Below are 25,517 nucleotides of genomic sequence, written 5' to 3' on the forward strand. Positions count from 1 at the left end.
ACCTCCCTGAGAAGCGTCTCTCAGTGAACATAAATAGGGTATAGGTATGCCAGGGCCTGGCCCTGGATTGTTCCATAAGTAGCTCGGCTGCCCGGCAGCGCGGACCCCCTGCCCGACCGATGCGAGCTGAAAAAGCCAGCCTCAGCTCTGCTGCTCGCCCGGGGAGAGCGATTTCCAGCCTCGCAAGAGGTTGACCAGGGTCCTGGCCGCGATCCCTGAGGGACCTTTGGGGATATAGGACTTCTCGGTAAAGCCCCAGGCCGTGCCGGCGATATCCAGGTGGGCCCAGGGGGTTTCGCCGACAAACTCCTGGAGATAACAGGCTGCGGTGATGGTGCCGGCACTCTTACCGCCGGTATTCTTGAGATCCGCCACCTGGGAATCGAGCTGTTTTCTATATTCAGGCCCGATGGGCAGACGCCAGAGGGGCTCGCCCGAGCGCTCACCCGCCTCCAGCAGCCGCTGGGCCAGCTGATCGTTGTTGGAGATCAGGCCGCTGCGGTGATGGCCCAGGCCGACAATCACGGCCCCGGTCAGGGTGGCCAGATCGATCACCGCCTCGGGCTCGTAGCTCTCGATACCATAGGCCAGGGCATCGGCCAGGATCAGCCGCCCCTCGGCATCGGTGTTGATGATCTCCGCGCTCTTGCCGCCAAAGTGGCTGATGATGTCGCCTGGTTTCAGGGCAGCGGCACCGGACATGTTATCGGTGGTGGGAATAAGACCGATCACATTGACCCCGGCAGGTTGTTCCTCGCCAATGGCCTGCATGGCCGTGAGCACCGCGGCGCCGCCGCACATGTCATACTTCATCTCTTCCATGCCGGCGGCCGGCTTGATGCTGATCCCGCCGGAATCAAAGGTCAAGCCCTTGCCCACCAGCATCACCGTGGGGTTGTTCTTGTTGGTCCGATACTCAAGGATCACCAGTTTGGGGGGTACGGCAGAGCCCTGGTTCACCCCCAGGATTCCGCCCATACCCAGTTTCTTCATGGTCGCCTTTTCGATAATCTTGCACTTCAGAGGACTCTTCTTGGCAATCTTCTTGGCATAGTCGGCAAACTCGGCAGGGGTCCAGCTGTTACCGGGCTGGTTGGCCATATCCCGGGCACTGCAGCCGGCCTCGGCCAGGATCCGCCCCCGATTCATGCCCCGGCGGACTGCGGCTGCGGAGAGTCCGCCATCGCTTAGGAGGAAGGTGGCCACAGGTCTGGCCTTATCCTGGTCCTGCCCAGGGGTCTTGTAGTGATCAAAACGGTAGTTGCCCAGGAGCAGTCCCTCGGTCATGGCCTCGGCAATCTCGGCTGCGGAGAGGACGACGTCTTCGGGCAGCACCACCAGGACCTCTTCAGCCTTGACCTTGGCCCCCTGTTGGGCAATGACCCCTCCGGCAAGGCGCAGCTGTTCCAGCCGTCCGGACATGGTCTCATCCTGTTTACCCAGGCCCACCAGCAATACCCGCCTGGCCTTGCAGTCGGGTTCCGCCTCACCTGTTATCCTGGGGTAAAACCAGAAGAACTCTTCCTGTTTGCCGCTGAAATCGCCATGGGCCTTGATCTGATAGAGTACCCGGTTCAAGAGGGCGCTGGCCTCGCCGCCCAGGCGATCGACCTCTTCTTCAACCAGGTAAACGAGAAGATCCCCGGCAAACTCTTCAGGAGCTCTTTTTGTCAGTTTTATCATATCCCCTCATCTCTCTCTGTTTTTTTTTTTACAGAACTTGCCTGGTCTCCATTGAACCGAGGGGGACCGCCTCTTTCCCCCGGCCCCGCACCGCACCGGGATCCGGACAGAGGCAAGGCCACGGCCTGACCCAGGGCGCTGAACCGATTCATACACCATAGTCCCCTGAACCTCAATTGGCAAAACTATAATTATCCGCTACTATAGGCAAACATTTTCACCACATCCAGGAGGTCCCCTTGCTTGCCGTGCTCATTTTTTCCGTTAGCTTCGCCATTCTCATCTCCGCACTCTGCAGCGTGTTTGAGGCAGTGCTCTACTCCCTGTCGCCGCCCCAGGTGGAACTCATGGCTGAAAAGCACCCTGCCAAGGCCAAGGAGATGCACCAGCTCAAAGAAAATGTGGAACGCCCCATCACCGCCATCCTGACCCTGAACACCATTGCCAACACCATCGGCGCCTCGGTGGCCGGGGCTGCGGCAGTGGCGGTTTTCGGTCAGCATTCGCTGGTCTGGTTCTCCCTCTCCTTTACCCTGGCCATCCTGCTCTTCTCAGAGATCCTGCCCAAGACCATCGGGGTGGTCTACAGTCGCCAACTGGCCCCCTTTATCGTGGCCCCGCTCCAGGTGATGATCACCCTGCTCCGCCCCATCATCTGGCTCTGCCGGGCGGTGACCAGGTTGGTTCCCAACAACAACCAGTCGCAACTGATCTCGGCTGCCGAGCTCCAGACCATTGCCAGTCTCAGCCGCAAATCTGGCCAGATTGAGGCCGACCAGGAGACCGTCATCGCCAACATCCTCCAGCTGGACCAGAAGTCTGTACGCAAGGTGATGACTCCCCGAACCGTCACCTTCTCCGTGGAACAGTCCCTGACCATCAGCCAGGCCAGTCAGGAGGAGGAAAAGTGGCGGATGCACAGTCGGGTACCGCTCTATGACACCGATCAGGACAACGTCGTGGGCCTGGTACTGAGCCAGGATGTCTTGATGGCAGCGGCCCTGGACCAGGATGAGCTGGAACTTTCCCGGTTGATGCGGCCGGTTCACTTTGTCCCTGAGACCGCCTCCCTGGACCGGGTCTTTATCGACTTTTTTGAGAATCACCAGCACCTGATGGTGGTGGTGGACGAGTATGGCAGCGTCACCGGGGTGCTCAGCCTGGAGGATATCATCGAGGAGATCCTGGGACGTGAGATTGTCGATGAATCGGACAAGAACCGGAGTATGCGCGAGTTTGCCCGGCTCAAGAAAAAAAAGCTGCCCAGCCGTGAGCTGGGAGATGAGAACCATCCTTAAGGAGAGCCTGATACCCGGCCTGGCCGGCCGCTGCTTGGCTGGTTGCTCTCAAAACAAGGATCAGAGTGGCAGGCAGACTCAATTGATGGTAGAAATAAGCTCCGGTCCTTGCTCCCCCAAACCGGGAGAGCGGCCGCCGAGCGACGCCTTTGCCGGCATCAACCAGCCCCACCCACATCTCCACAACCAGAACAGAATCTATGAAAAAGCAAGGAATGTTTCTCTCCACCAGCCTGCGGCCGGCAATCCGCCTGGGCAGGTCGCTGCTCACCGCCTCGCTGCTGCTGGCAACCACGGCCACGGCGCAGACCCTCTATGTCCAGCCCTCGGCAGAGATCCCCATGCGCCGCGGCCAGGGCACTGACTACAAGATCATCGCCATTGTCTCCGACGGTACTGCGGTAACCCTGCTCAAGGAAAAAGCGGGTTGGGCCCAGGTCCGGCTGAAAAACGATAAACAGGGCTGGATCCTCAAGCGCTACCTGAGCCCCAGCCCACCCCTGAGCCAACAGCTGGGACGGCTCACCAGCGAAAACCAGGAGTTGACCACCACGCTGGCCGAGCTGCGCCAACAGCTCGAGGAGCTCTCCACCACCCAGGGCAGTACGGCCCAGGAGCTCTCCGCCTGTATCGCCGAACGAACCGACATCCAGGAACGATATCAGACCCTGGAACGGGACACCATGGATGTGGTCCAGACCAAGGAGGCACTGAGCCAGGCCAGGCTCAAGATTGAAAAGTTGAAACAGGACTACTCCGGAGTGAAGATAGCCAACTCGGTGTTGAAAAAAAACGAGTCCATCAAATGGTTCCTGGCCGGTACCGGGGTTCTGCTCCTGGGCTGGCTGCTGGGTCGGTTCTCCAAAGGCTCCCGCAACAAAAAATCCAGCCTGCTCTCCTAGCAGCGCACCCTGAGGCAAAAGCCGGACCTGCCTCCCAGACATCCCCAGTGGGACGCCCGGGAGGCGGGCTGATCGGCAGCTGCCGTCAGCCGTCGGCGGCTTCCAGCTGAACGCGGAGTTCAATCACCCCGCCTTCCCGCAAGATCTCTAACACCACCTCCTGCCCCACCTGATAGCGTTCCAGTTCATCCCGCAGGGAGTCGTAATCATCCACCTGCACCTCGTTGACCCCAAGGATGACATCCCCCAGGATCAAGCCGCCCCGCACCTGCCTGGTACCCCGTAGGCCAGCCTGTGCTGCTGTAGAGCCGGGCATCACCTTGAGGACCAGCACCCCTTCAAGTCCAAGCTCACGGCCCAGACGTCGATTGGCCAGGGCAATCCCCAGGCCGGGCCGGATCACCTTGCCCTGGCGAATGACCTGGGGCACCACCCGGTTGACCTCGCCCACGGGCACGGCAAAACCGATACCCGAACTGCCGCCTGAAGGGCTGTAGATGGCGGTATTCACCCCGATCAGCCGGCCGGCGCTGTCCAGGAGCGGCCCCCCGGAGTTGCCGGGATTAATGGCCGCATCGGTCTGGATCACGTCATGGATGGTCCGACCGGTGACCGCCTTGATCTCCCGACCGATGGCACTGACCACCCCGGTGGTCAGGGTCTGATCCAGGCCAAAGGGGTTACCGATGGCCAGGACCTTCTGCCCTACCTGGAGATTGGAGGAGTCGCCGATGGCGATGGGCTGAAGCCCACTGGCCGGGGCCGAGATCTGGAGTACCGCCAGATCCCGATCAGGGGCCGCCCCCACCAGCACCCCTTTCCAGGTGGTGTGGTCGGCCAGGGTCACCTGGATGCGGTTGGCATCGGAGATCACGTGGTAGTTGGTGACAATCCGGCCGGACTTGTCCCAGATAAAACCGGAGCCCGTGCCCTGGGGAATCTCATAGACATTGAGATTGAAGAGATCCCGCCGCACCGCGGTGGTGGTAATATAGACCACCGAAGGAGCGGCCCGACGAAAGATCTCGATGGTGGTCTGTTCGTCTGCGGCCAGATCCCCGCGAGCCTCGATGGACCTGGGCACGGCGGTTGGATCCAAGGACCCGGGCTGCAGGGTCTGAAAGAGCAGCCAGGCGCAGGTGGCGGCGATGATCAGCAGCCAGACAGTCCGGCTGCTGAGCCGCGCTGGTTTTCCGGAAAATGGAGAGTGCATCGAAGGCGGGCGCTCCTGCTTAGAGATTGAGCAACATCTTGGCCACCATGAAGTAGAGGCCGATCCCGAGGACATCGACGGCTGTGGTGATAAAGGGACCGGTGGCCACGGCCGCATCGATATTCAGCCGTTTCAGCATCAGCGGCACCATCGAGCCGACCATGGCGGCCATGACCATGACCGCAAAGACCGAGACCCCGACCACCAGGCCCAGCTCCATGGGATTGGCGTAGGAAAAGAAGGCGATCACCCCCAGGAGCAGGCCAAAGATCGTGCCCAGGGCCAGCCCCACCAGGGACTCCTTAAAGACGATCTGAAAGAAATGGTGCATGTTCACCCGTCCCGTGGCCAGGCCACGGACGATGATGGTACTGGACTGGGTGGCGATGTTGCCGCCCATGCCGGCAATGATGGGGATAAAGGCCGCCAGGGCCAGGACCTGGAGCAGGGCGGCTTCAAAGGAGTTGATGATGTACATGGCCCCGACCCCGCCCATCCAGGATGCCAAGAGCCAGGGGGCACGGATCAGGATCTTCTGGTGGAGCGGCTTGAGCAGGATCTCCTGGTCGCGTCCGGCTCCGGCCATCTGCATGAAGTCTTCGTTGGCCTCTTCCCGGAGGACATCGATCACATCATCCACGGTCACGATACCCACCATGGTATAGGCGGCATCCACCACCGGCACGGCCAGCATATTGTACTGGGAGACGATGTGGGCCACCTCATCCTGGTCCGTATCGGTGGTCACCGAGACCACGTTGGTGTTCATGATATTTTTCAACTTGCGGTGCATGGGGTGGAGCAGCAGCTCCCGCAGGGAGAGGACCCCGGTCAGCTGGCCGTCGCCGTGGGTGATGTAGAGATAGAAGACCATCTCTTTCTCCTCACTGCGCTTCTGCACCTTGACAATGGCCTCCTCCACGGTGAGGTCCTCGTCAAGGTACATGAAATCCGGGGACATGATCCCGCCGGCCGTGGCAGGGTCATATTTGAGCAGCTCCTCGACCTCGTAACGATCCTTGAGCTCCATATGGGTCCGGATCTCGACCGCGGTCTCATTGGGCAGGGCCTCCAGGAGGTCAGCCGCATCGTCGGAGGCCATCTCGGTGACCACGTTGGCCATGAACTGCGCCGACAGGCCCTCGACCAGATCCACCATGATCGACTCGTCAAGCTCACTGAGGAAGTCGGCCACCTGATCGGTCTGGGCCAGGATCTCAAAGATGTCTTTCTGTTCGGTAAAACTGAGGGAACGGAACACCCAGGCGATATCAGCCGGGTGGGTCTTGACCAGGAGCTTACGGATATTTTCCACAGCTCCACGACGATGGAGGCGACGCAGGGTATCACGAAGGACCTTTCCTTCCAGCCCAACCATTTCTCTTTTTGGAGTTTTTTCCATAACCTGCACCTTGTGCACCAGAGGATGTATCTTCAGACCATCACGCACACACGCCGGTCCTGTACGAGGGAAACGTCATGGTTCAGCGACCGGAGTGAGATCACTGAACCTTTCCTGCCCAGGCAGCAGGGGCTTCACACACCAGGACAGCAAGGGCAAAATATTGTATTCTAATGAACCACGGGGATAAAAGTCAATGGCTAAACGGCCGACACAGCGGCCAAGCGGAGCAGGAGCCTCCGCCAGCCACACTGTGGTCACAGCATCAGGAAAAGAGTCCGCTGCGCTGTCCGATAAAACAGAGGATAAAACCGACAATCATGGCAACAATGCCGATCAGCCGTAACTGCTCGGAACTAAGCTCCAGCAGCTGTTTGAGCCATCGCCGCATCCCTTCAGGGGAAACCACATAGGGTAAACCCTCCAGGATAAAAACAAGGCCGATTAAGGTGATCAACAGTTTCATCCCCTCTCATTACCAGATAGCGACGCTTGGTGCAATCCTCACAAACATATTGACAGTACTCAGCAAAAAAAAGTAGTTTACAGGTGTGTTCTCGATGCATTATCAATACGCTTTTTTCGCTAACCTCAGCAGCAGTCCCCGCTGTTCAAGCCTCCAGCTCGCAGCGGCCTCTCTTAAGGAAAACGACCTTTTCGGCAGGCATGGTGTTGATATCCCGACTCTTTATCTGCACCAGAAAGTCGACAAAAAACGTATCTGCAAGGATGCGTACAGAAAAACTCCAGCCAGCCGACGCCTCAGCCGAGCTGTCTGCCAACAGATGATCCTATGACACAATCGACCTCAAAATACGCAGAAGCCGGTGTTGATATCGACAAAGGCAACCTTTTTGTTTCCCGCATCAAAGATATCGTCGCCGACACCCATCGACGTGGGGTGCTCAACGATATCGGCGGCTTTTCCGGCCTCTATGCCATCGGCAATGAAGACGTCAAAGACCCGGTGCTCATCGCCTCCACCGACGGCGTGGGGACCAAACTCAACATTGCCAAGCTGTGCAACAAACACGACACCATCGGTATCGATCTGGTGGCCATGTGTGTCAACGACGTGATCGTCAGCGGGGCCAAGCCGCTCCTCTTTCTGGACTACTTCTCGACCAGCAAGCTGGACCTTGAGGTGGCCACCGAGATCGTCACCGGCATCGCCGCAGGCTGTAAGCTGGCTCAATGTTCGCTGATTGGCGGCGAAACCGCTGAGATGCCGGGCCTCTACCAATCCGGTGACTACGACCTGGCAGGATTCGTGGTCGGCATCGGCGACCGCAACTCCATCATCGACGGCAGCGACATTCGGGTGGGCGACAAGATCATCGGCCTGGCCTCTTCCGGACTCCACTCCAACGGCTACTCCCTGGTACGCAAAGTCTTCTTTGACGACCTGGGCATGAAGGTGGACGACTATGTCGAGGAGTTCGGCTGCACCCTGGGTGAAGAACTGCTCCGCCCCACCCGCATCTATGTGGACAGCCTGACCAACCTGATCCGCCGCTACCCGGTGAACGGCCTGATCCACAACACCGGCGGTGGCTTTATCGATAATATCCCCCGGATTCTGCCCACGGGCTGTGATGTCCACCTCCAGGCCGGGAGCTGGCCGGTCCTGCCGGTCTTTGCATACCTGGAGGAGCAGGGCAAGATCGCCAGCGAGGAGATGTACCGGACCTTTAACATGGGGATCGGAATGCTGGCCATCGTCGGTGCCGACCAGGTGGACGACATCCTTCACCAGCTCAAGGCCCTAGGCGAACAGCCCTACCTGATCGGCGAGGTGGTTGCCGCGGCCAAGGATACAGAGGGCAAGAATGTGGTCATCCACGAGGCCTGAACCCTGAACCGCCCTTGCCTGAAGGACAAAGAAAGCCCCCTGTATCCCGCGATACAGGGGGCTTTCTCGTTCAAGCGGGCTGTTGCTGCCCTGGCCGGCAGTCAATACGGAGAAGCAGGCTGATCAGGGTGCACAGTCTGCCGTACTCCCCTTGAGTTTATCCAGACCATGCTCCAGGGCCGGCAGTACGGCGGCCAGGTTTTCTCCGGCCGCCTTCCTGCTCCCCGGCAGGTTGATGATCAGACTCTGGCCGCGAATCCCGGCAATGGCCCGGGACCAGACCCCCTGGATGGTCTTGGCCAGACTGGCGGCACGCATGGCCTCGGCGATGCCCGGAACCTCCAACTCAATAACCCTGCGGGTCGCCTCCGGGGTCCGGTCACTGGGCGAGACCCCGGTGCCCCCGGTGGTGAGGATCAGATCCAGCCCTTGCCGGTCCACCCACTGGATCAGGGTCTGCCGGATCAGGGCCTCCTGGTCCGGCAGGATCTGGTAGGCCCGGACCTGGTAGCCGGCCTCCGTAACCATCTCCCTGAGCAGCGGTCCGCTGGTATCCTCCCGCTCACCGCGGGAGCCCTTGTCGCTGAGGGTCAGGATCCCGCAGGAGTAGCCATGGCCGGTTTGTGCAGCCCCACCAGACACGACCACCTACTCCGCTGCCTTCTGGTGCTCGGCAATGATCTTTTCGGCAATATGAGAGGGCACCTCCTCGTAGTGGGAAAAGTTGACCACAAAGGTTCCCTGACCACCGGTCATGGAGGTCAGATCCAGGGCATAGAGCAGGATCTCGGCCTGAGGTACATGGGCATTGACGATCTCGTACTTGTCGCTGGAGTCCATGCCCAAGACCTTGCCGCGGCGGCTGTTGAGATCACCCATCACATCGCCGACAAAGTCCTTGCCCACCCGCACCTCCAACTCCATGATCGGCTCCAGCAGGATGGGCTGGGCATCCATGACCCCCTTCTTGAAGGCCAGGGAGCCGGCCACCTTAAAGGCCATCTCCGAGGAGTCCACGTTATGGTAGGAGCCATCGATCAGGTTGACCTTGAGATCGACAAAGGGGTAACCGGCAACGACGCCCTTCTCCATGGCCTCAAGGATCCCCTTCTCCACCGCAGGTCGATACTGCTGGGGAATGACCCCGCCCACGATGGAGTCGACAAATTCAAACTGTTCGCCCCTGGCCAGGGGCGAGAGTTCCACGGTACAGTCACCAAACTGACCGCGACCACCGGACTGTTTCTTGTGTTTACCCTGGACCGTGGTGTTCCCCTTGATGGTTTCGCGGTAGGGTACCTTGGGGGTGCGCAACTCCATCTCCACCCCGAATTTACGTTTGAGTTTCTCGCTGATCATCTCCAGGTGCACCTGGCCCACCCCTGAGATCAGGACCTCCCTGGTCTGTTGTTCCCGGATCAGCTTCAGGGTCAGGTCCTCATCCAAGAGTTTGGTGATCGAGGCAAAGAGCTTCTCCTCATCGCCCTTCTTGGCGCTGATGGCATAGGCCAGCACCGTGGGCAGGGGCTCGACAGACTCGATGACGATCGGCTCGGCCTCGGTACAGAGGGTGTCCCCGGTGGTGGTCTCCTTGAGCTTGGCCACGGCAATGATCATCCCGGGAACGGCCCGGTCCACCGGTTTCTGCTCCTTGCCTTCCATGATATAGAGCTGACCGAATCGTTCGCTGCTCTCCCTGTTGGCATTGTAGAAGCTGTCCCCCTCCAGGGTACCGGAGAAGACCCGGAAGATGGTCAGGCGGCCGGCAAAGGGATCGGCCATGGTCTTGAATACCAGAGCAGAGAAGGGTGCCGCAGCATCTGCCTCCCGTTCCACCAGCTCATCATCGTTGGGACTGATGCCGGAGACGGCGGGTCGCTGGTCCGGAGAGGGCAGCAGGTCGACGATGGCGTCCAGGATCACGCTGGAGCCCTTGTTGACCAGGGAGGCGCAGGCACAGACCGGTGCCAGCTGGGCGCGGCGGACCGCCCGGGCCAGGCCGCTGCGGAGCTGCTCATCGGTCAACTCACCCTCTTCCAGGAAGGCCTCGAGGAGCTCGTCATCGGTCTCCGCCACATACTCCATCATATTTTCCCGGAGTTCAGCCACCTCATCCGCCATCTCGGCCGGAATATCCGCGGCCTTGGCTCCACCCTTGTCGTCAAAGATCAAGGCCTTTTGGGCCAGGATATCCACCACGCCCCTGAAATCATCCTCTGCGCCGATGGGCAGCGAGAGCACCACGGGGTTAAGTGTGAAGGCGGAACGGATGGCTGCCACGGTCTTGGCAAAGTCGGCCCGTTCCCGGTCCATCCGGGTGATACAGATCAGACAGGGCAACTCCCGCTCCTGAACCAGATCGACAAATTTTTCGGTCTGGGGACGCACCCCCAGGACCGCGCCCACGGTGAGGATGGCGCTGTCGGCCGCCTGGACGGCAAAGCGGGTCTCGTTGACAAAGTTGTCATCACCCGGGGTATCGGTAAGAAAGATCTCCTGCTTCTTCCAGCTCAGGTGATTGAAGGCCGCGCTGATGGAGACCTGACGCTTGATCTCTTCGGGCTCAAAATCCATTGAGGCTGTCCCATCATCCACCTTTCCCAACCGCTTCACCGAGCCTGCCGTGAACAGTAAGGCCTCAGCAAGTGTTGATTTACCGCTGTTGCCATGTCCGAGAATAACCGCATTCCTGATTTGTTGTACGTCCTGCATGGATACCTCCGGTGAAACGGGTGGTTAATGTTAGGTGTATACGGCCGCCATCCTCCGCTGGAACAGATAAAACACTTCCTCTTTCCCCTGCGGGATGGTAACCATCAAGCCCAGAAACAAAATTCTATATATTCAGATTAATCTGACAAAGTCAAGTGATAACCTAGTGATATCTTCAGCGCCCCATGACTGCCCCAAAACCTGATCAGGCCAACGCTCCCAGCGGTTCCACCGCCAAAATAGCACGATCCGCCGGAGCCGTGGGAGGCGCGGTGATGTGCAGCCGGGTCCTCGGCCTCATCCGTGAACAACTTTTTGCAGGCCTCTTTGGCGCAGGCTATGCCTACGACGCCTTTGTGGTGGCCTTTCGCATCCCCAACCTGCTCAGGGACCTCTTCGGGGAGGGGGCCCTGTCCGCCGCCTTTGTGACGGTCTTCTCCGACTACGATACCAACCGGGGGTCCCAGGCCACCTGGGCCCTGGCCTCCACGGTGCTGATCTTCTTTGCCCTGCTGCTCAGCGTCCTCACCCTGGTGGGGATCTACTTCGCCGAGCCCATCGTCAACCTGCTGGCCCCCGACTTTGCCAGCGTGGCCGGCAAGACCCTGTTGACCGTGAAGCTGACCAGGATCATGTTTCCCTTTCTCTTCTTTGTCTCCCTGGCCGCCGTGGTCATGGGCATCCTCAACACCAAGGGCCGCTTCTTTATCCCTGCCCTGGCCTCGAGCTTCTTCAACCTGGGATCCATCGTCGGCGGGGTCTCCCTGGCCCTGCTCTTTCCCCTCTTTGCGCAACCGGCCATCGCCGGCATGGCTTGGGGTACCCTGATCGGCGGGGCCCTCCAACTGGGAATGCAGCTGCCCACCTTACACAAGACCGGCTTCCGCTTTAGCCCACGCCTCCGGCTCAAAGATCCCGGCCTGCGCCGGATCCTGCTGTTGATGCTGCCGGCAACCATCGGCCTCTCGGCCACCCAGCTCAACATCTTCATCAACACCAACTTTGCCGCCGGCTGCGCCGAGGGCTCGGTCTCCTGGCTCAACTATGCCTTCCGCCTGGTTCAGCTGCCCATCGGCGTCTTTGGGGTGGCCCTCTCCATCGCGGTGATGCCGGTGATGGCGAAACAGGCAGCAGCAAAACGACTGGACCAGCTCAAGCAGTCCTTTATCTCCTCCCTGATCCTGGTCTTCAGCCTGACCATCCCGGCCACCCTGGGCCTGATCCTTTTGGCCGAGCCCATCATCCGCCTGATCTTCGAGCATGGGGTCTTTGCAGCCAGTGACACCCTGATGACGGCCCAGGCCCTGCGCTACTATGCCCTGGGCCTGTTTGCCTACTCAGCCATCAAGATCATGGTCCCGGTCTTCTATGCCATCAACACCACCCGCTACCCGGTGATCGGCAGCTTCCTGGGAGTGGCGGCCAACCTGATCATCATCAACCTCCTGATCGAACAGTTTCAGCACCGGGGTATTGCCCTCTCCACCTCCGCTGCCATGAGCTGCAACTTTCTCTTTCTGGGATGGGTACTGATCCGCAAGCTGGAAGGACTGCCCCTGGTCTATCTGGCCAGGGGAGTGGGGAAAATTCTCTTGGCCACTGGGGTGATGGCCGGCGGGGTCTGGTGGTTGCGGGAACTGCTCCAGGGCTGGCTGCACGGCTCGATTCCGCTCCAGGCCCTTGCGGTCTTTCTCCTGGTAGCAACCGGCGGCCTCTCATACGGCCTCTGCCTGCAGCTGCTCAGGCTGCCGGAGTTGACCCTGCTGACCGGAAAGCTGGCTCAGCGCTTTTCCAAGGCACCCTCCAGCTCATAGAGCAGCTGCAGTTGGGAGAGCAGCGCCACCACGGCGGTATCCACGTGGAGGATCCGCTGGCCCATGGTAAAGGAGGAAAATCCCTGGGCAGTGAACAGCTCCACCTCAAAATCATTCCAGCCGCCCTCTGGCCCCACGGCCAGGAGGATCCGGGGCATGGTCTCCTTCCAGGGGAGCTCCAGGCTTGCCAGGGAGTGATCGCCGCCTGGATGGGCAATGATCCCCTGCCCCTCCAGGGTTGGGAGGACATCCTCGGCAAAGGGTTTGAAGCGGGGATGAATGATGACCTGGGGCAGCCAGGTATCCATGCCCTGCTCCATGCCCTCCAGCAGGAGGCCGTGGAGCCTGTCCGGCTCCAGCACCGGGCTCTGGAAGAAGGATTTCTCCACCCGCCTGGAACGGATCAGGTGAAAACGCCGCACCCCCAGGACCGTGGCCTGCTTTATGATCCGCTGGAGCATGATGGGCCTGGGCAGGGCCAGGATCAGTTCCAGCTCAAACTGGGGCCTGGGCAGCTCAGCAAGCTCCACCTCCAGGCCGACCCGCCCCTGATCGAGAGAGACCACCCGGCCACTGCCCACCCCAGCGTTGACCATCCCCACCCGGACCTTATCCCCCAGTTCCACCCGGAGCACCTTGCGCAGGTGGCGGGCCCGACGGCCGGAGAGCTCCAGGAGGCTGCCCTGGAGCTCATCGGCAGCAAAAATTAAAAGGTTCATCCGCTGCTCGTCCTAAGGCCGGAGGCTGTCCGGGGTAAAATCCAGGGTGGCAAAGTAGTCGGCCGGGGTCTCCTCCCGCCGAATCAGCTCGACCCTGCCGTCGCTCTTCAAAAGCAGTTCCTTGGGGCGGAGCTTACCGTTGTAGTTAAAGCCCATGGCCGAGCCATGGGCACCGGTGTCATGGATGATCAGGGTATCGCCGTCACTGATCCGCGGCAGCTCCCGCTGGATGGCGAACTTATCGTTATTCTCGCAGAGCGAGCCCACCACATCCACCAGCTCGGTTTCACTCTCCCCGTCCTTGCCCAGGACCTGGATATGATGATAGGCGCCGTAGAGGGCCGGTCGCATCAGGGCGTTCATGCAGGCATCCACCCCCACATAGGTCCGGTAGATATCCTTGCGGTTGATGGCCCGAACGACCAGGGCTCCATGGGGCCCGGTGACGAAACGACCACTCTCCATGTAGAGGGCGGGCTGATAGCCGTTTCTGCCGGCAAACTCGGCAAAGAGGGTGGTGATCCGCCTCCCCATGGCCTCCAGGTTGAGGGGCTCGGCAGCCGGGGTATAGGGGATCCCCAGGCCTCCGCCGATGTTGATGAACTCAAAGCTGATCCCCAGTTCGGCCTGGAGTTCTTCAATCAAATCCAGGAGCATCTCAGCGGTCTGGATCATGTAGCCATGGTAGAGCTCATTGGAGGCCAACATGGTATGGATGCCGAAGCGGCTGGCGCCCCGGTCACGGGCCCTTTGGTAGGCCTCCACGATCTGCTCATGGCTCACCCCATACTTGGCCTCCACCGGGTTGCCGATGATGTCGTTGCCCGAACGGCGGGCCCCGGGGTTATAGCGAAAACAGATCAACTCCGGCATCTCCTCCACCCGGTCGATCAGATTGATATCATCCAGGTTGAGGATACAGCCGCCGTCGGCTGCGGCCAGGGCAAACTCTTCCGGGCTGGTGTTGTTGGAGGTGAACATGATGTCCTCTCCCCGGGCGCCGAGCTGCCGACTGAGCATCAACTCGGTGTCTGAGCTGCAGTCAAAGCCAAAACCCATATCCTGCATGATGGCCAGGATGGCAGGGTTGGGCAGGGCCTTGACCGCATAGTACTCCCGAAAGGTGTCGATGCCGGCAAAGGCCTCTTTCAGCCGTGCACCGGTGGCCCTGATCCCGGCCTCATCATAGAGGTGGAAGGGAGTCTGGAAGTGATCCACCAGGGTTGGCAGATGGGGAAAGAGTCGACTCTGAAAATCAGCTGACATGGGCATGGTTCTGTTCCTTGAAAGATATATTGTCGTTACTTGGATTGTCGTTACTTGCTCGGGCCGTTTGTGGTGACAGAGGGATCGCTTAAGGGAAGTTTGGCGCTCTCCTTGTAGGTATGCAGGACCGTTGAGGTCCGGGTGGACTTGACCCCGGGAAGGGCGGCAAGCCGCTTTTGAAGAAGATGTCCCAACTCCCGGGTATCCGCCACCCGGACCTTGAGCAGAAAACTGTCTTCCCCGGCCACATAGTGGACCTCCTGGACCTCGGCAATGGCGGCACAGGCTTCACCCAGGCGGGAGTGATCGGCTCCGGCCGCAGTCAGCACCTGGATAAAGGCGACCTGACGACGGTTGAACTGCTCCGGGTTGAGGCGGACCTCATAGCCGTCGATGATCTGCTGACGCTCCAGCTTACGGATCCGCTCCAGCACAGCCGAAGGGGCCATCTCCAGCTGCCGGGCCACCTCCACATTGGGAATCCTGGCCTTTTCCTGAAGTATTTGGAGGATCTTCATACTGGTTGCATCTATCATCTTCTCCACCTCTGTTCCGATTTCAGGACCTGGTTCCAGCAGCAGCCACGATCCGATTGCCTCCACCATACTCCCGAGGCCGCCACTGTCAAGAACATTGTTCGCCACAAATCAAGAAACAAAGACGATCGTTCTGGAAAGCCCCGCAAAATGCCATAAAAAATCAGCAAACAATCCTGACAGGAACAGCGCCAGGCCCACCACAACACCACAGACAGATTCAGGGGGCGGCGAACAGCGTTTACCAGGACAGTTCTCTTTCCTTTTGATTTCATAGCTCATTTTCGGTACCATGGGAGGCGAGACTGCGTTTTTTTAAGGGCCAGCCACCCGGCTCAGCCATTGCGGCTGGATGGTGCAGCAAGGGCAGTGAGCAGAAGAGGGGTCCCAGCAAGCGGCTGCCAAGGCCAGGCTCCGGAAAATGGTCTGCAGACAGGCAAAGGCTTGCAGAGTTCGGCGACAGCGGGTATCCATTGGCGCCTCAAGGGGGCAGGCCCCACCTGCCCAAAGATCCTTTAGTCGGCTCGTCACGACCCAACCGACCATCAAACCAAGCTGGAGTTCCCCGGTGTATCGCCTTTTTCTCAGCCTGTACAATCTCATAACCATCCTCGGAGGCCTGACCCTCTCCCCCCTGATCGCCCTGATCGTGCTCCTGACGCCGAAATATCGCTCCCGCATCCTGGGTCGTCTGGGTTGGGGCATCCCTCCAATCACTCCCAGCCAGGCCGGCCCCACCATCTGGGTCCATGCCCTCTCCGTGGGAGAGACCACCTCGGCACTGCCTCTGATCAAGGGACTGCGACAAGAGTGGCCCGGGGCTGTGCTGGTCTTCTCCGCCACCACCCGCTCCGGCCAGGTCCTGGCCCAGGAACTGCTCAGCCCCCATGTGGACCTCATCATCCCCTCCCCCCTGGACCTCCTGCCCACGGTGCGCCTCTTTCTCCGGCGCCTCAGGCCCGAGCTCTTCATCCTGGTGGAGACCGATCTCTGGCCGAACTGGCTGTTTTCCCTCCAGCAGCACGCCATCCCCACGGTGCTGGTCAATGGCCGCATCTCTGCGGCTTCCCTGAACCGCTACCTACGCTTTCGCTGGTTCTTCCGACCGCTCTTTTCCTCGTTTTCCCTCCTGAGCATGCAGTCCCGTTCGGACCTGGAGCAGATCCAACGCCTGGGTATCCCGGTCCAGCGGGTCCAGGCCCTGGGCAACCTCAAGCTCGACACCACCATCCTGAGCTCCGCTGCAGACCCTGGGGCAGCATCCCGACTCAAACAGGCTTACGCCATCCCCGAAGGGGTCCTGACCTGGATCTGCGGCTCCACCCATCCGGGCGAAGAAAGCATGATCTTTCGGGTCTTCCACCGACTCAAGGCCCACCACCCTGGCCTCAGGCTGATCCTGGCGCCGCGTGATATTCAACGCGCCGGCCAGCTCTCAGATCAGGCTAGAGAGCTCGGCTTCCACCCTGACCGCAGGACCACCCTGGAGGCGGGCCGTCCCTTTGAGCTCCTGATCCTGGATACCATCGGCGAGCTGGCCCAGGCCTACCAGTTGGCAGACGCGGCCTTCATCGGCGGCAGTCTGGTGGACAGCGGCGGACACAACCCCCTGGAGGCGGCCGTCTTTGGAGTGCCGCTCTTCTTTGGTCATCACATGGAGGATTTCAGCGAGATTGCCGCCGAATTGACGGCATGCCGGGGTGCGGTTCAGGTCCAATCTGCAGAGGAACTCTACCAGGGAATCCAGGAGATACTCGACGACCGGGCCAAAGGGCAACGGCAGGGGCAGGCAGGCCGGGAGTGGGTCCGAAAACATCAGGGGGTGATTCGACGCCACCTGGAGGCACTGGAGCCCCTCCTTGCCCCCAGCCCCTAGTCAAGGGCTGGAGCCATGAGGGCCACCTTGGAGCCGCTGCGCCGCCACCTCGACCACAACCTGCTGCCTTGGACAACAGTCTGCTATATGGTGGGGGCCACCCTGGCCTTCAAGGCGGGCCTGCGGCTCCCCCCCTTCTCTCTGACAGGGCCGGCCACCCTGATCCTGCTGTTGTTGGCAACCCTGTTCCACCGGCGCGGCAGCAGCTCCTGGACCAGCCACGCCGGGATGGCCCTCTTTATCCTCCTCGGCCTGATCCTCACCGATCATGCCCTCCAGGGCCCCCAGTCGCCCAGCCGGATCAGCAGGATGATCCGCGCCAAAACCAGGGTAACCGTGATGGGGACCATCTGCAGCATGATCCAGTTTGACGGTGAAAAGAGCAGTCTGCTCCTCAAGGTCGAAGAGGTCCTCCTCCCAGGGGACGGCAGGCATGGGCAAGGGTTTCGCCCGACCCGGGGAACCATTCGGATGAGCGTGGGGGGATGGGTCCAGCAGGAACTGCAGCCGGGTGACCGGCTCATGGCCGTGGCCTACCTGTCCCCCATCCGCAACTACCAGACCCCGGGGGCCTTTGATTACCGCAGCTATATGGCGGAAAAGGGGATCTACCTGAGCGGCTGGGTCTCGTCCCCGGCCTACCTCCTCCCTGTGGATACCGGTCCCAAGGGACTTATCGAAAAGATACGGTGGCTGCCGGAACGGATCCGCCAGCATACGGCCCGCTTCCTGGCTCAGAGGCTGGACCAGACCAGGGCCGCCCTCTTCCAGGCCCTGCTCATCGGCGAACGGCGCACCATCCCGCCGGCTCTGCTGGAACAGTTCAAGGCGGCCGGCTGCATGCACCTCCTGGCCATATCCGGGCTGCACCTGGGCCTTCTCGGAGCCATGGCCGCCCTGACGATCAAGCAGCTGGCCGGACGCTCAACCTGGCTGCTCCTCCATACCCATGTCCCTACCCTGGCCCTTGGCCTGACCTTTCCCCTGCTGCTCGGCTACAGCTTTATCGCCGGGATGAACACCCCGGTCCTGAGGGCCCTGCTCATGGCCATGCTGGCCCTCTACGGGCTGGTGGTACGACGACAGAAAGACCTCATCCACCTGATTGCCGCAGCAGCGCTGCTGGTCCTGGTCATCTCCCCCCTGGCCCTGGCCACGGCCTCGTTTCAACTCTCCTTCAGCGCGGTTCTGGCCATTGCCCTGATCACACCCAAGCTCTGGAACAGGCCCCCAGAGAACGACCGCTCGGCGGCTCGACGCCTGCTCCAGCTGCTGTTCTCCCTCCTGGCCGTCTCCTCTGCAGCCACTCTGGGGACCATGCCCCTGATGCTCTACCACTTCAACCGCTTCTCCCTGCTCGGCCCCCTGATGAACCTGATCATTGAGCCGCTGCTCTGCTTCTGGGCCCTTCCCGCCGGTCTGGTGGCGATCCCCCTCTCCTACCTCGCCCCCCAGGCAGCTGAAGCTATCTTCAATCTTGGCGGTATTGCCCTCTGGATCGCACGCAGCTGTCTGGCCGGGATCCAGCACCTGCCCATTGGCTCGGTGTGGACCATTACCCCCCATCCCCTGGAGATCTGCCTCTTCTTCACGGCCCTCGCCCTGATCCTGATCCCAAAATCGGTCCGCCGCCCCGGCCTGGTCCTGGGAGCCGCCTGTCTGCTGCTCTGCCTCGGCTCGTTCACCCGCGGGCTCTGGGCACCGCCCCAGCGAAGGGTCACCACGGTACACTATCTGGACGTCGGCCAGGGCAGCGCCACGGTACTCTTCCTCACCGACGGCAACAACATCCTGATCGACGGCGGCGGCGCCTCCTCGACTCGCAGCTCCGTGGGGCAGCGGGTGATTGCCCCCTTCTTACGCAAGATGCGGGTCTGGCGGTTGGAGGGCATCATCATCTCCCATCCGGATGGCGATCATTACAACGGCATCCCCTTTCTCCTGGAGCAGTTCCCGCCCAGGCAGCTCTACATCAACGGCCACCCCTCGAACAAGCGCAGCTACCAGGCCCTGCTTACCAAGGCCAGGCAGGAACAGATCCCGATCATGATCCCCCAGTCCGGCACCCCCATTGCCGCAGCACACGACTACACCCTGAGCTGCCTGGGCATGAACGGTGTGCTGCCCCAAGACAGAGCCAGCTCATCCAACGACAGCAGCCTGGTGGTGGAACTGCGGCAGCGAGGCTGGTCCCTCCTCTTTCCTGCCGATATCAGCCGCCGGGCAGAGGTCCTGCTCCTGAGACACCACCCCGGGCTGCACACAGATATCCTCCAGGCAGGCCACCATGGCAGCATCACCTCCAGCGGTCTCCCCTTTCTCAAGGCCCTCAGCCCCCGGCTGATCGTGGTCTCTGCCGGAATAGGCAGACAGGGCACTCATCCCCACCAGCAGAACCTTGAGACCTGGCAAGAACAGCAGATCGAGGTCCTGATCACGGCCAGAGACGGCACCATCTCCTCCACCATCGATCGCAAGCGCCTCCAGGTCAGCACCTTTTCAGGCCGGCAGCTCACCTTGCCGGCAAGAGCCCTCTCCCCCGCCACCCACCTTACCCGGGAGTCAGCTGCAAGGGGATCCTTACCCAGATAAGGGGCGGCCGACGGCTGGCCAGATGAGCTCAGAAGAGACAGGGGGAGAAGAATCGGTTGCAGGGGGTGGGGAGAGGAGCGGGAAGGATGATCTTCCAGAGAGATCATCCTCCCGACTGCGGGAAAAAAGTGGTGGCCGACTGCACAGGGTTGGCGGTGAGCGCTGCCCGGCCCGGAGCCGCCTCCCTGCCGCAGCGAATCCAGCTGAATCCAGCTATATCTCGGTAAAATCAACCGGAGGTTTGCGGAGATACTTGACAAACTTCTGCTTTTCATAGCAGTTGGTGTAGGCATCTTCCGGACTGATCTTCTTCTTTTCCAAGAGCTCCAGGATCGCATCATCCAGGGTCTGCATGCCGAACTTCTTTCCGGTCTGCATCACCGACGGAATCTGGTAGGTCTTGGCCTCACGAACCAGGTTACGCACCGCCGGGGTGCAGATCAGGATCTCCAGGGCCGCCACCCGCCCCTTGACATCGACCCGCTTGAACAGGGTCTGGGAAACCACCGCCTTTAAGGCATCGGCCAGGGTGGAGCGAACCTGCCCCTGCTGGTTGGCGGGAAAGACCTCCACCACCCGGTCAACGGTCTTCATGGCGTTCATGGTATGGAGGGTGCCGAAGACCAGATGACCGGTCATGGAGGCCTCCATGGCCAGGGAGATGGTCTCCAGGTCACGCAACTCACCCACCAGGATAATATCCGGATCCTCACGCAGGGCCCCACGCAGGGCGGCGGTAAAAGAATGGGTATGGGTGCCCACCTCCCGGTGATTGACGACACTCTGCTGGGACTTGTGGACAAATTCAATGGGGTCTTCGATGGTCAGGATGTGATCCTTGCGGGTCTTGTTGCACTCATCCAGGATGGCGGCCAGGGTGGTCGACTTTCCCGAACCGGTGGGCCCGGTGACCAACACCAAACCCTTGGGCAGAGAGGCCAGCTTGGCAATGACCTTGGGCAGGCCCAGTTGCTCACAACTCATGATATCGCTGGGAATCTCCCGGAATACGGCACCAATACCGTACTTCTGCTGGAAAAAGTTGCAGCGATATCTGGCCAGTCCTGGAATCTCATAGCCAAAATCCATATCACCGGTTTCTTCGAAGATCTTGATCTTATCCTCTGGACAGATCTCATAGAGCATCCGCTTTAAAGCCTCATTCTCCAGGACCTTGAATTTCACCCGCTCCATATCACCGCGAATACGCAGTATCGGTTGCTGCCCTGCCATCATATGTAAGTCAGAGGCACCCTCGTCATTCATCAACTTAAAAAAAGCATCAATCTGAGCCATATCCCTCTCCTGTCAACTCTGAATACTCATCCCAGCCGGTCACCTTTATGGACACCCTTATCTGCCTGCCCTTGCGCCTGCTCTGGTTGTTCCACCCCTTGAGACCGGAGCTCCGGCCACGCCCCCCTCTGCCTGCTCGGCCGGCCGAGCAGGGATTCAAGCCTTGATCCAGGCAGCGAGCCGCTGCCGCTGCTCGTCGCTGCAGCCACTCAACTTGACATTTTTTTGCAGACGCTGCTGCGCCTTTTTCTCTCTCCCCTGATCGAGATCTATCCTGGCTTGGAGAATATGAGCGTCAACATGGTTACGCTTGAGACTCAAACATTCGCAGAGCGACTCCTGGGCCTGTTGCAGCTGTTTGCCCAGAAAAAAGGCCAGGGCCTGACGATAACGATTGTCCGGATTTACCGGATCCAACTCCACGGCCTTGCGGCAGAGGCGCAACCCGATCTCATCCCCCTGGCCCTGCTCCACATAGAGCACTCCCAGCACACTCAAGCTGACGCTGTCCTGGGGGTAGAGTTGCAGGGCCCTCTGGCAGGCCTTTACCGCCTTAGCAGCCTCTCCCACCTCGAAATAGGCACGGCCCAGGAAACGATGCAGCCAGAACTCCTGTTCACTGCCGGGGAGCGCAGCCCACTGTTCCAAGACATCGACGGCCCGCTGAAATTGAGCGGCCTCGACATAGAGGCGCCCCAGGGTCAGGAAGAGCTCGCCGCCGGCTGCTTCGCCTTCGGGGATCAGAGAACGGGCCTGCTCCAGGCTCTCCACGGCAGCGCTCTTCCGGCCTGCGGCCTGCTGGGCATAGCCGAGATTAACCAGGGCCATGTAATTACCCCGCTCCTGTCTGAGGACCGCCTCAAAGCATTCCGTGGCCCGGGCGTACTGGTTACACTCCACCAGGGTAACCCCGAGACTGTTCAGCAGATTTATATCATCGGCAGCAAGCCGGAGCCCCTGACGATACTCCCTGACAGCTGCATAATAATCCCCCTGATCAAAGTAATAATCCCCGCTGATGTTGAGGGTCAGGGCGTCAAAAAAGACCGCGGATCCGGGCTCAAGAAAACCGCAGTGCATCAGGGCTTTGATGGCATGCTGAACGGTTACGGTCTTGACAGAGGCCTGATTGGGCCAGACAGCAAGGCCAACGGCCTCGACACCCATGGCCAGCAGGGCTGGAGCGGCATCTGCAAACAGAGCTGCACACTCCCCGACCACCTCCTTGCCGCCGCCGGCAAAGAGGAGATAGGTCCTTCGCCCCTCACTGACCTGCAAGATACTATTTTTATGACAAAAACCACGGATTGACGATTCCACCTCCGTGGGCTCGGCCAGCTCGGTCCAGGAAAAAGCGGCAACTACGAAATGACGTACCCCTCGCCAGCAACGACGAAACTCCTGCAGCACGGCAGTTGAGGGCAGGGCAAAGGGATGGTTGGCCAGGGATCTTGGATCACACACCCCGAATGGTCCCCTTTTTTCGGCGACCTGCAAACCCTGCCAGGCGGTCTCCACCATCTGCTCTCCCAGGCTGCTGTCGGCAATCCCGATCTGCACCCGTGCCCGGCCGTCCCTCTTCAGATGGCGCTGCAGGGAGTGGACTGCGGCCAGGGCCTGCTTGGCACTGACATCCAAGAGGTAGACCCCAAACACCTTGAAGCCGCAGGAAAAGAGGGGACCATGGGCCAGAGAACGAAGCTGCTCCACCAACTGCTGATAGCGCTGCATGCCCGTGGAAGCGGGTTGAACAGGTATCCCCACATGAATACAGAGAAAAAAGGAGAGCAGCCCAGGGGCGGCCTGGCCAAGGGTGGGCAGAGCCCGTTGGTTATAGATACCGGTCCCTGGATCGAGACAGAGACTGCGTACCGTCTCCAGGCCTTGCCTGATCCGTTCCTGAAGCCTCAGCAGCCAGGAAGAGGAGATCTTCTCCAGAAGGGCGGGGTCTGCCTCACTGATCACCACCGCCACAGCCTCTCCCTGATCCAGTCCACAGGGGATCACCAACAGCTTGCCGATGACGGCAGGAGCCCTCCCCTCCTCCAGCAGACGCTGCTGCGGCTCGGTACAGCCCACCTCAGTAAAGAGGTGGGGAAGCAGCCGATCCGGTTGAAAGGAATAAAAACGGGTGGTCACAGGTACCGGTAAGGCCCTGGCCACCTCTTCGGAAAAAGGCACACGAAGGATAACAAAGTCAAGCAGCGACAGAGGTGCTGATTCATAGGGGGCAAAGGTCAACATCAAAAACTCAGGTCCTGGTTGATGATTCACAGACAGCGGCCACTGCCTCGAGCAGCAGCTCAAGCTCCTGCTCGCGTACGGTCCGCAGGTCAAAGAGCAATCGGTTATCTTCAAGGCGGCCGATCACCGGAACCGGCTGCCTGCGCAGGTTGTTCTCCAGCCGACTCGGGCTCAAGCTGAGAGGAGTGACAGCGATGGCCCAGCTGGCCAGATCCTGTTCAGGCATGGCCCCTCCGCCGACCCTGGAAGACACCTCGACCAAATCAAAACGACAGGAGCCGCCACAGCGCTGGTTCAACATCTTCAGACAGCGCCTGGCCCGTTCCTCGACCTGCTCCACAGGAGCCGCAATCATCTGCAGGGTCGGTATCCGGGCGATCGCCTCGCTCTCATCGAGGTAGAGGCGGAGAATGGACTCCAAGCCGGCCAGGGTAAACTTGTCAATCCGCAGGGCACGGTTCAAGGGATTGTTTTTTATCTGCTCAACTATGGAGTGACGGCCGACGATGATACCGGCCTGGGGTCCGCCCAGCAGTTTATCTCCACTAAAGGTTACCACATCGACCCCGGAGGCGACAACCTCTTGCACGGTGGGTTCCTTCTCCAGCCCAAAGCGACTCAGATCGATAAGGCTTCCGGATCCCAGATCCTCAACAACCGGTATGCCCTGCTCCCTGCCCAGGGCAACCAGCTCCTGGTTACTCACCTCGCTGGTAAAGCCGATGATCCGGTAGTTACTGCAATGGACCTTGAGCAGGACGCCGGTTTCCTGGGTAACAGCCTGTTGGTAGTCACGCAGATGGGTGCGATTGGTGGCTCCCACCTCTACCAGTCTGGCACCGCTGCGGGCCATGACATCGGGAATGCGGAAGGAGCCGCCGATCTCCACCAGCTGACCGCGGGAGACAATGGCCTCCTTGCCTCGGGCCAGGGTCTCCAAAACAATCAGGACCGCAGCTGCGTTGTTGTTCACCACCAGCGCAGCTTCGGCGCCGGTGATCTCGCAGATAAGTTCTTCCACCAGGCTGTAGCGACTCCCACGTTTACCGGAATCGAGATTAAACTCCAGGTTCGAGTAGCGGCTGCCTGCTGCCAGGAGGGCGTCCATGGCGCTCTCGGGAAGGAGTGACCTCCCAAGATTGGTGTGGATAATAACACCGCTGGCATTGATCACAGGACGAAATCTGGGGCGATGTCCTCGGAGGACATGGGCGACGAGCTGATCACGCAGCGCCCCCTGCTCCAGGCTCAACGGTCCGGGATCCTTATCGTTTAGGATGAGCTGCCGCTTCTGCTCTAAAAATTCACGGGTACATCGTTTAAGCCGTTGCACGGGTATGGCCTGCAGTGCTTCTACGGAGGCAAGGGAGCGAAGGCAGTCCTGCATATTGGGAATCCTGCGGAGCAGGTTCTGTTTTTCTGACATAAGGTCTACGCTGACGATGGTTGAGACGTTCTGGAGGCGGTTGCGGTGTTCATCGGGCTTTGGTCCAGGTTGGGACCTCTCTCCAGGCAAGGCGTCCAGCCAACCGGACTGTTGCCCTGCCCCTTAGCCCGGGGTTACCGTAAAGACAAGGCTGGGAGCAGGCCTGAAGATGAACAGCTCGCTCTCCACGGGGCTTATTGGTAGTCCATGGTACGCCAAAACAACAGAGCAAAGCAAACATATTGTTCTTTCATGTGTCATTTCAACCGTTTTCGCAACCAGACCTATTTTTTCCCAGTCCACCATTGAAAAAACGTTTGACTTCCCCTGCAAGGTACAGTAGGTTCTCGCCTCGTTGCTGGAGCGGACAACACGCAAGCAACAGCGTGCCGCTACCGGCGCGATCTTGATCTTTGACAACTGAACAGTAAACGAGCGGGCCAAAGTAACATTTGGTTTGAGAAGTAAACAAGTCCAATCGATTTGTGATTGGTCAGGATATTAAACTGGAGAGTTTGATCCTGGCTCAGAACGAACGCTGGCGGCGTGCTTAACACATGCAAGTCGAACGAGAAAGAGTTCTTCGGAACTCGAGTAAAGTGGCGCACGGGTGAGTAACGCGTAGATAACCTGTCTTTATGTCTGGGATAACCCACCGAAAGGTGGCCTAATACCGGATGTGCTTA

At 60.0% G+C, this 25,517-nt stretch carries 20 protein-coding genes and 1 rRNA gene; 7 read left to right on the forward strand and 14 right to left on the reverse strand.

The window, feature by feature from the left end; translation table 11 throughout:
• Positions 1-141: 141 nt before the first annotated feature.
• Positions 142-1,683 carry a leucyl aminopeptidase gene (locus G494_RS0107905; RefSeq protein WP_051305519.1) on the reverse strand — a complete coding sequence of 514 codons (1,542 nt, stop codon included), beginning with the start codon at positions 1,681-1,683 and terminating at the stop codon, positions 142-144.
• Positions 1,684-1,931: 248 nt separating this feature from the next.
• Here G494_RS0107905 and G494_RS0107910 point away from each other — a divergent pair, with 248 nt between their 5' ends.
• Complete coding sequence (locus G494_RS0107910; protein ID WP_232362512.1) at positions 1,932-2,981, forward strand: hemolysin family protein; 1,050 nt, start codon at positions 1,932-1,934, stop codon at positions 2,979-2,981.
• A 200-nt stretch (positions 2,982-3,181) separates the two neighbouring features.
• Positions 3,182-3,883 carry a TIGR04211 family SH3 domain-containing protein gene (locus G494_RS0107915; RefSeq protein WP_084456555.1) on the forward strand — a complete coding sequence of 234 codons (702 nt, stop codon included), beginning with the start codon at positions 3,182-3,184 and terminating at the stop codon, positions 3,881-3,883.
• An 85-nt stretch (positions 3,884-3,968) separates the two neighbouring features.
• On the opposite strand, the gene G494_RS0107920 is transcribed toward G494_RS0107915, so the two are convergent.
• The 4 genes from G494_RS0107920 to G494_RS27360 form a co-directional block, all read right to left on the reverse strand.
• On the reverse strand, positions 3,969-5,096 hold the full coding sequence (locus G494_RS0107920; protein ID WP_028584100.1) for a S1C family serine protease: 1,128 nt from the start codon (positions 5,094-5,096) through the stop codon (positions 3,969-3,971).
• A 19-nt stretch (positions 5,097-5,115) separates the two neighbouring features.
• On the reverse strand, positions 5,116-6,498 hold the full coding sequence (gene mgtE, locus G494_RS0107925) for a magnesium transporter (RefSeq protein ID WP_051305520.1): 1,383 nt from the start codon (positions 6,496-6,498) through the stop codon (positions 5,116-5,118).
• A gap of 265 nt (positions 6,499-6,763) precedes the next feature.
• The gene (locus G494_RS0107930; RefSeq protein WP_028584102.1) at positions 6,764-6,964 is read right to left on the reverse strand and encodes a DUF2065 domain-containing protein; all 201 of its coding nucleotides are present in this window, start codon (positions 6,962-6,964) and stop codon (positions 6,764-6,766) included.
• A 145-nt stretch (positions 6,965-7,109) separates the two neighbouring features.
• Complete coding sequence (locus G494_RS27360; protein WP_208597650.1) at positions 7,110-7,280, reverse strand: hypothetical protein; 171 nt, start codon at positions 7,278-7,280, stop codon at positions 7,110-7,112.
• A gap of 11 nt (positions 7,281-7,291) precedes the next feature.
• Here G494_RS27360 and purM point away from each other — a divergent pair, with 11 nt between their 5' ends.
• A complete protein-coding gene (gene purM / locus G494_RS0107940) occupies positions 7,292-8,350 on the forward strand; it encodes a phosphoribosylformylglycinamidine cyclo-ligase (RefSeq protein ID WP_028584103.1) in 1,059 nt (352 codons plus the stop codon).
• 123 nt (positions 8,351-8,473) lie between these two features.
• Here purM and G494_RS0107945 read toward each other — a convergent pair whose 3' ends face one another.
• Positions 8,474-8,998 carry a MogA/MoaB family molybdenum cofactor biosynthesis protein gene (locus G494_RS0107945; RefSeq protein ID WP_232362510.1) on the reverse strand — a complete coding sequence of 175 codons (525 nt, stop codon included), beginning with the start codon at positions 8,996-8,998 and terminating at the stop codon, positions 8,474-8,476.
• Positions 8,999-11,062, reverse strand: coding sequence for an elongation factor G (gene fusA, locus G494_RS0107950; protein ID WP_028584105.1), 2,064 nt, complete (start codon positions 11,060-11,062; stop codon positions 8,999-9,001).
• Between the two features lie 185 nt (positions 11,063-11,247).
• Between fusA and murJ the strand changes: the two genes are divergently transcribed.
• Complete coding sequence (murJ, locus tag G494_RS0107955; RefSeq protein WP_028584106.1) at positions 11,248-12,876, forward strand: murein biosynthesis integral membrane protein MurJ; 1,629 nt, start codon at positions 11,248-11,250, stop codon at positions 12,874-12,876.
• Here murJ and G494_RS0107960 read toward each other — a convergent pair.
• From G494_RS0107960 to G494_RS26680, 4 genes are all read right to left on the reverse strand, one after another.
• Positions 12,843-13,595: a 16S rRNA (uracil(1498)-N(3))-methyltransferase gene (locus tag G494_RS0107960; RefSeq protein ID WP_028584107.1), complete on the reverse strand. Its 753-nt coding sequence runs from the start codon at positions 13,593-13,595 to the stop codon at positions 12,843-12,845. The genes murJ and G494_RS0107960 overlap by 34 nt on opposite strands.
• Before the next feature lie 12 nt (positions 13,596-13,607).
• The gene (locus tag G494_RS0107965; protein WP_028584108.1) at positions 13,608-14,867 is read right to left on the reverse strand and encodes a diaminopimelate decarboxylase; all 1,260 of its coding nucleotides are present in this window, start codon (positions 14,865-14,867) and stop codon (positions 13,608-13,610) included.
• A 44-nt stretch (positions 14,868-14,911) separates the two neighbouring features.
• The gene (locus G494_RS0107970) at positions 14,912-15,397 is read right to left on the reverse strand and encodes an Lrp/AsnC family transcriptional regulator (protein WP_028584109.1); all 486 of its coding nucleotides are present in this window, start codon (positions 15,395-15,397) and stop codon (positions 14,912-14,914) included.
• Between the two features lie 111 nt (positions 15,398-15,508).
• Positions 15,509-15,679 carry a hypothetical protein gene (locus tag G494_RS26680; protein WP_153305802.1) on the reverse strand — a complete coding sequence of 57 codons (171 nt, stop codon included), beginning with the start codon at positions 15,677-15,679 and terminating at the stop codon, positions 15,509-15,511.
• 286 nt (positions 15,680-15,965) lie between these two features.
• Between G494_RS26680 and G494_RS22500 the strand changes: the two genes are divergently transcribed.
• Positions 15,966-17,273 (forward strand): 3-deoxy-D-manno-octulosonic acid transferase, encoded by a 1,308-nt coding sequence (locus G494_RS22500; protein ID WP_051305521.1) that lies wholly within the window; start codon positions 15,966-15,968, stop codon positions 17,271-17,273.
• A gap of 15 nt (positions 17,274-17,288) precedes the next feature.
• Positions 17,289-19,865: a DNA internalization-related competence protein ComEC/Rec2 gene (locus tag G494_RS0107980; RefSeq protein WP_028584110.1), complete on the forward strand. Its 2,577-nt coding sequence runs from the start codon at positions 17,289-17,291 to the stop codon at positions 19,863-19,865.
• 213 nt (positions 19,866-20,078) lie between these two features.
• On the opposite strand, the gene G494_RS0107985 is transcribed toward G494_RS0107980, so the two are convergent.
• The 3 genes from G494_RS0107985 to selA form a co-directional block, all read right to left on the reverse strand.
• Positions 20,079-21,161 (reverse strand): type IV pilus twitching motility protein PilT, encoded by a 1,083-nt coding sequence (locus tag G494_RS0107985; RefSeq protein WP_028584111.1) that lies wholly within the window; start codon positions 21,159-21,161, stop codon positions 20,079-20,081.
• 156 nt (positions 21,162-21,317) lie between these two features.
• Entirely contained in the window at positions 21,318-23,405 is a 2,088-nt protein-coding gene (locus G494_RS0107990) for a tetratricopeptide repeat protein (RefSeq protein WP_028584112.1), read from the reverse strand.
• A gap of 7 nt (positions 23,406-23,412) precedes the next feature.
• Positions 23,413-24,831: an L-seryl-tRNA(Sec) selenium transferase gene (gene selA, locus G494_RS0107995; RefSeq protein ID WP_035245849.1), complete on the reverse strand. Its 1,419-nt coding sequence runs from the start codon at positions 24,829-24,831 to the stop codon at positions 23,413-23,415.
• Positions 24,832-25,334: 503 nt separating this feature from the next.
• On the opposite strand from selA, the gene G494_RS0108000 reads away from it, so the two are divergent.
• A 16S ribosomal RNA gene (locus G494_RS0108000) occupies positions 25,335-25,517 on the forward strand; the annotation flags it as partial.

This window comes from Desulfogranum mediterraneum DSM 13871 (assembly GCF_000429965.1).
Lineage (GTDB): Bacteria > Desulfobacterota > Desulfobulbia > Desulfobulbales > Desulfobulbaceae > Desulfogranum > Desulfogranum mediterraneum.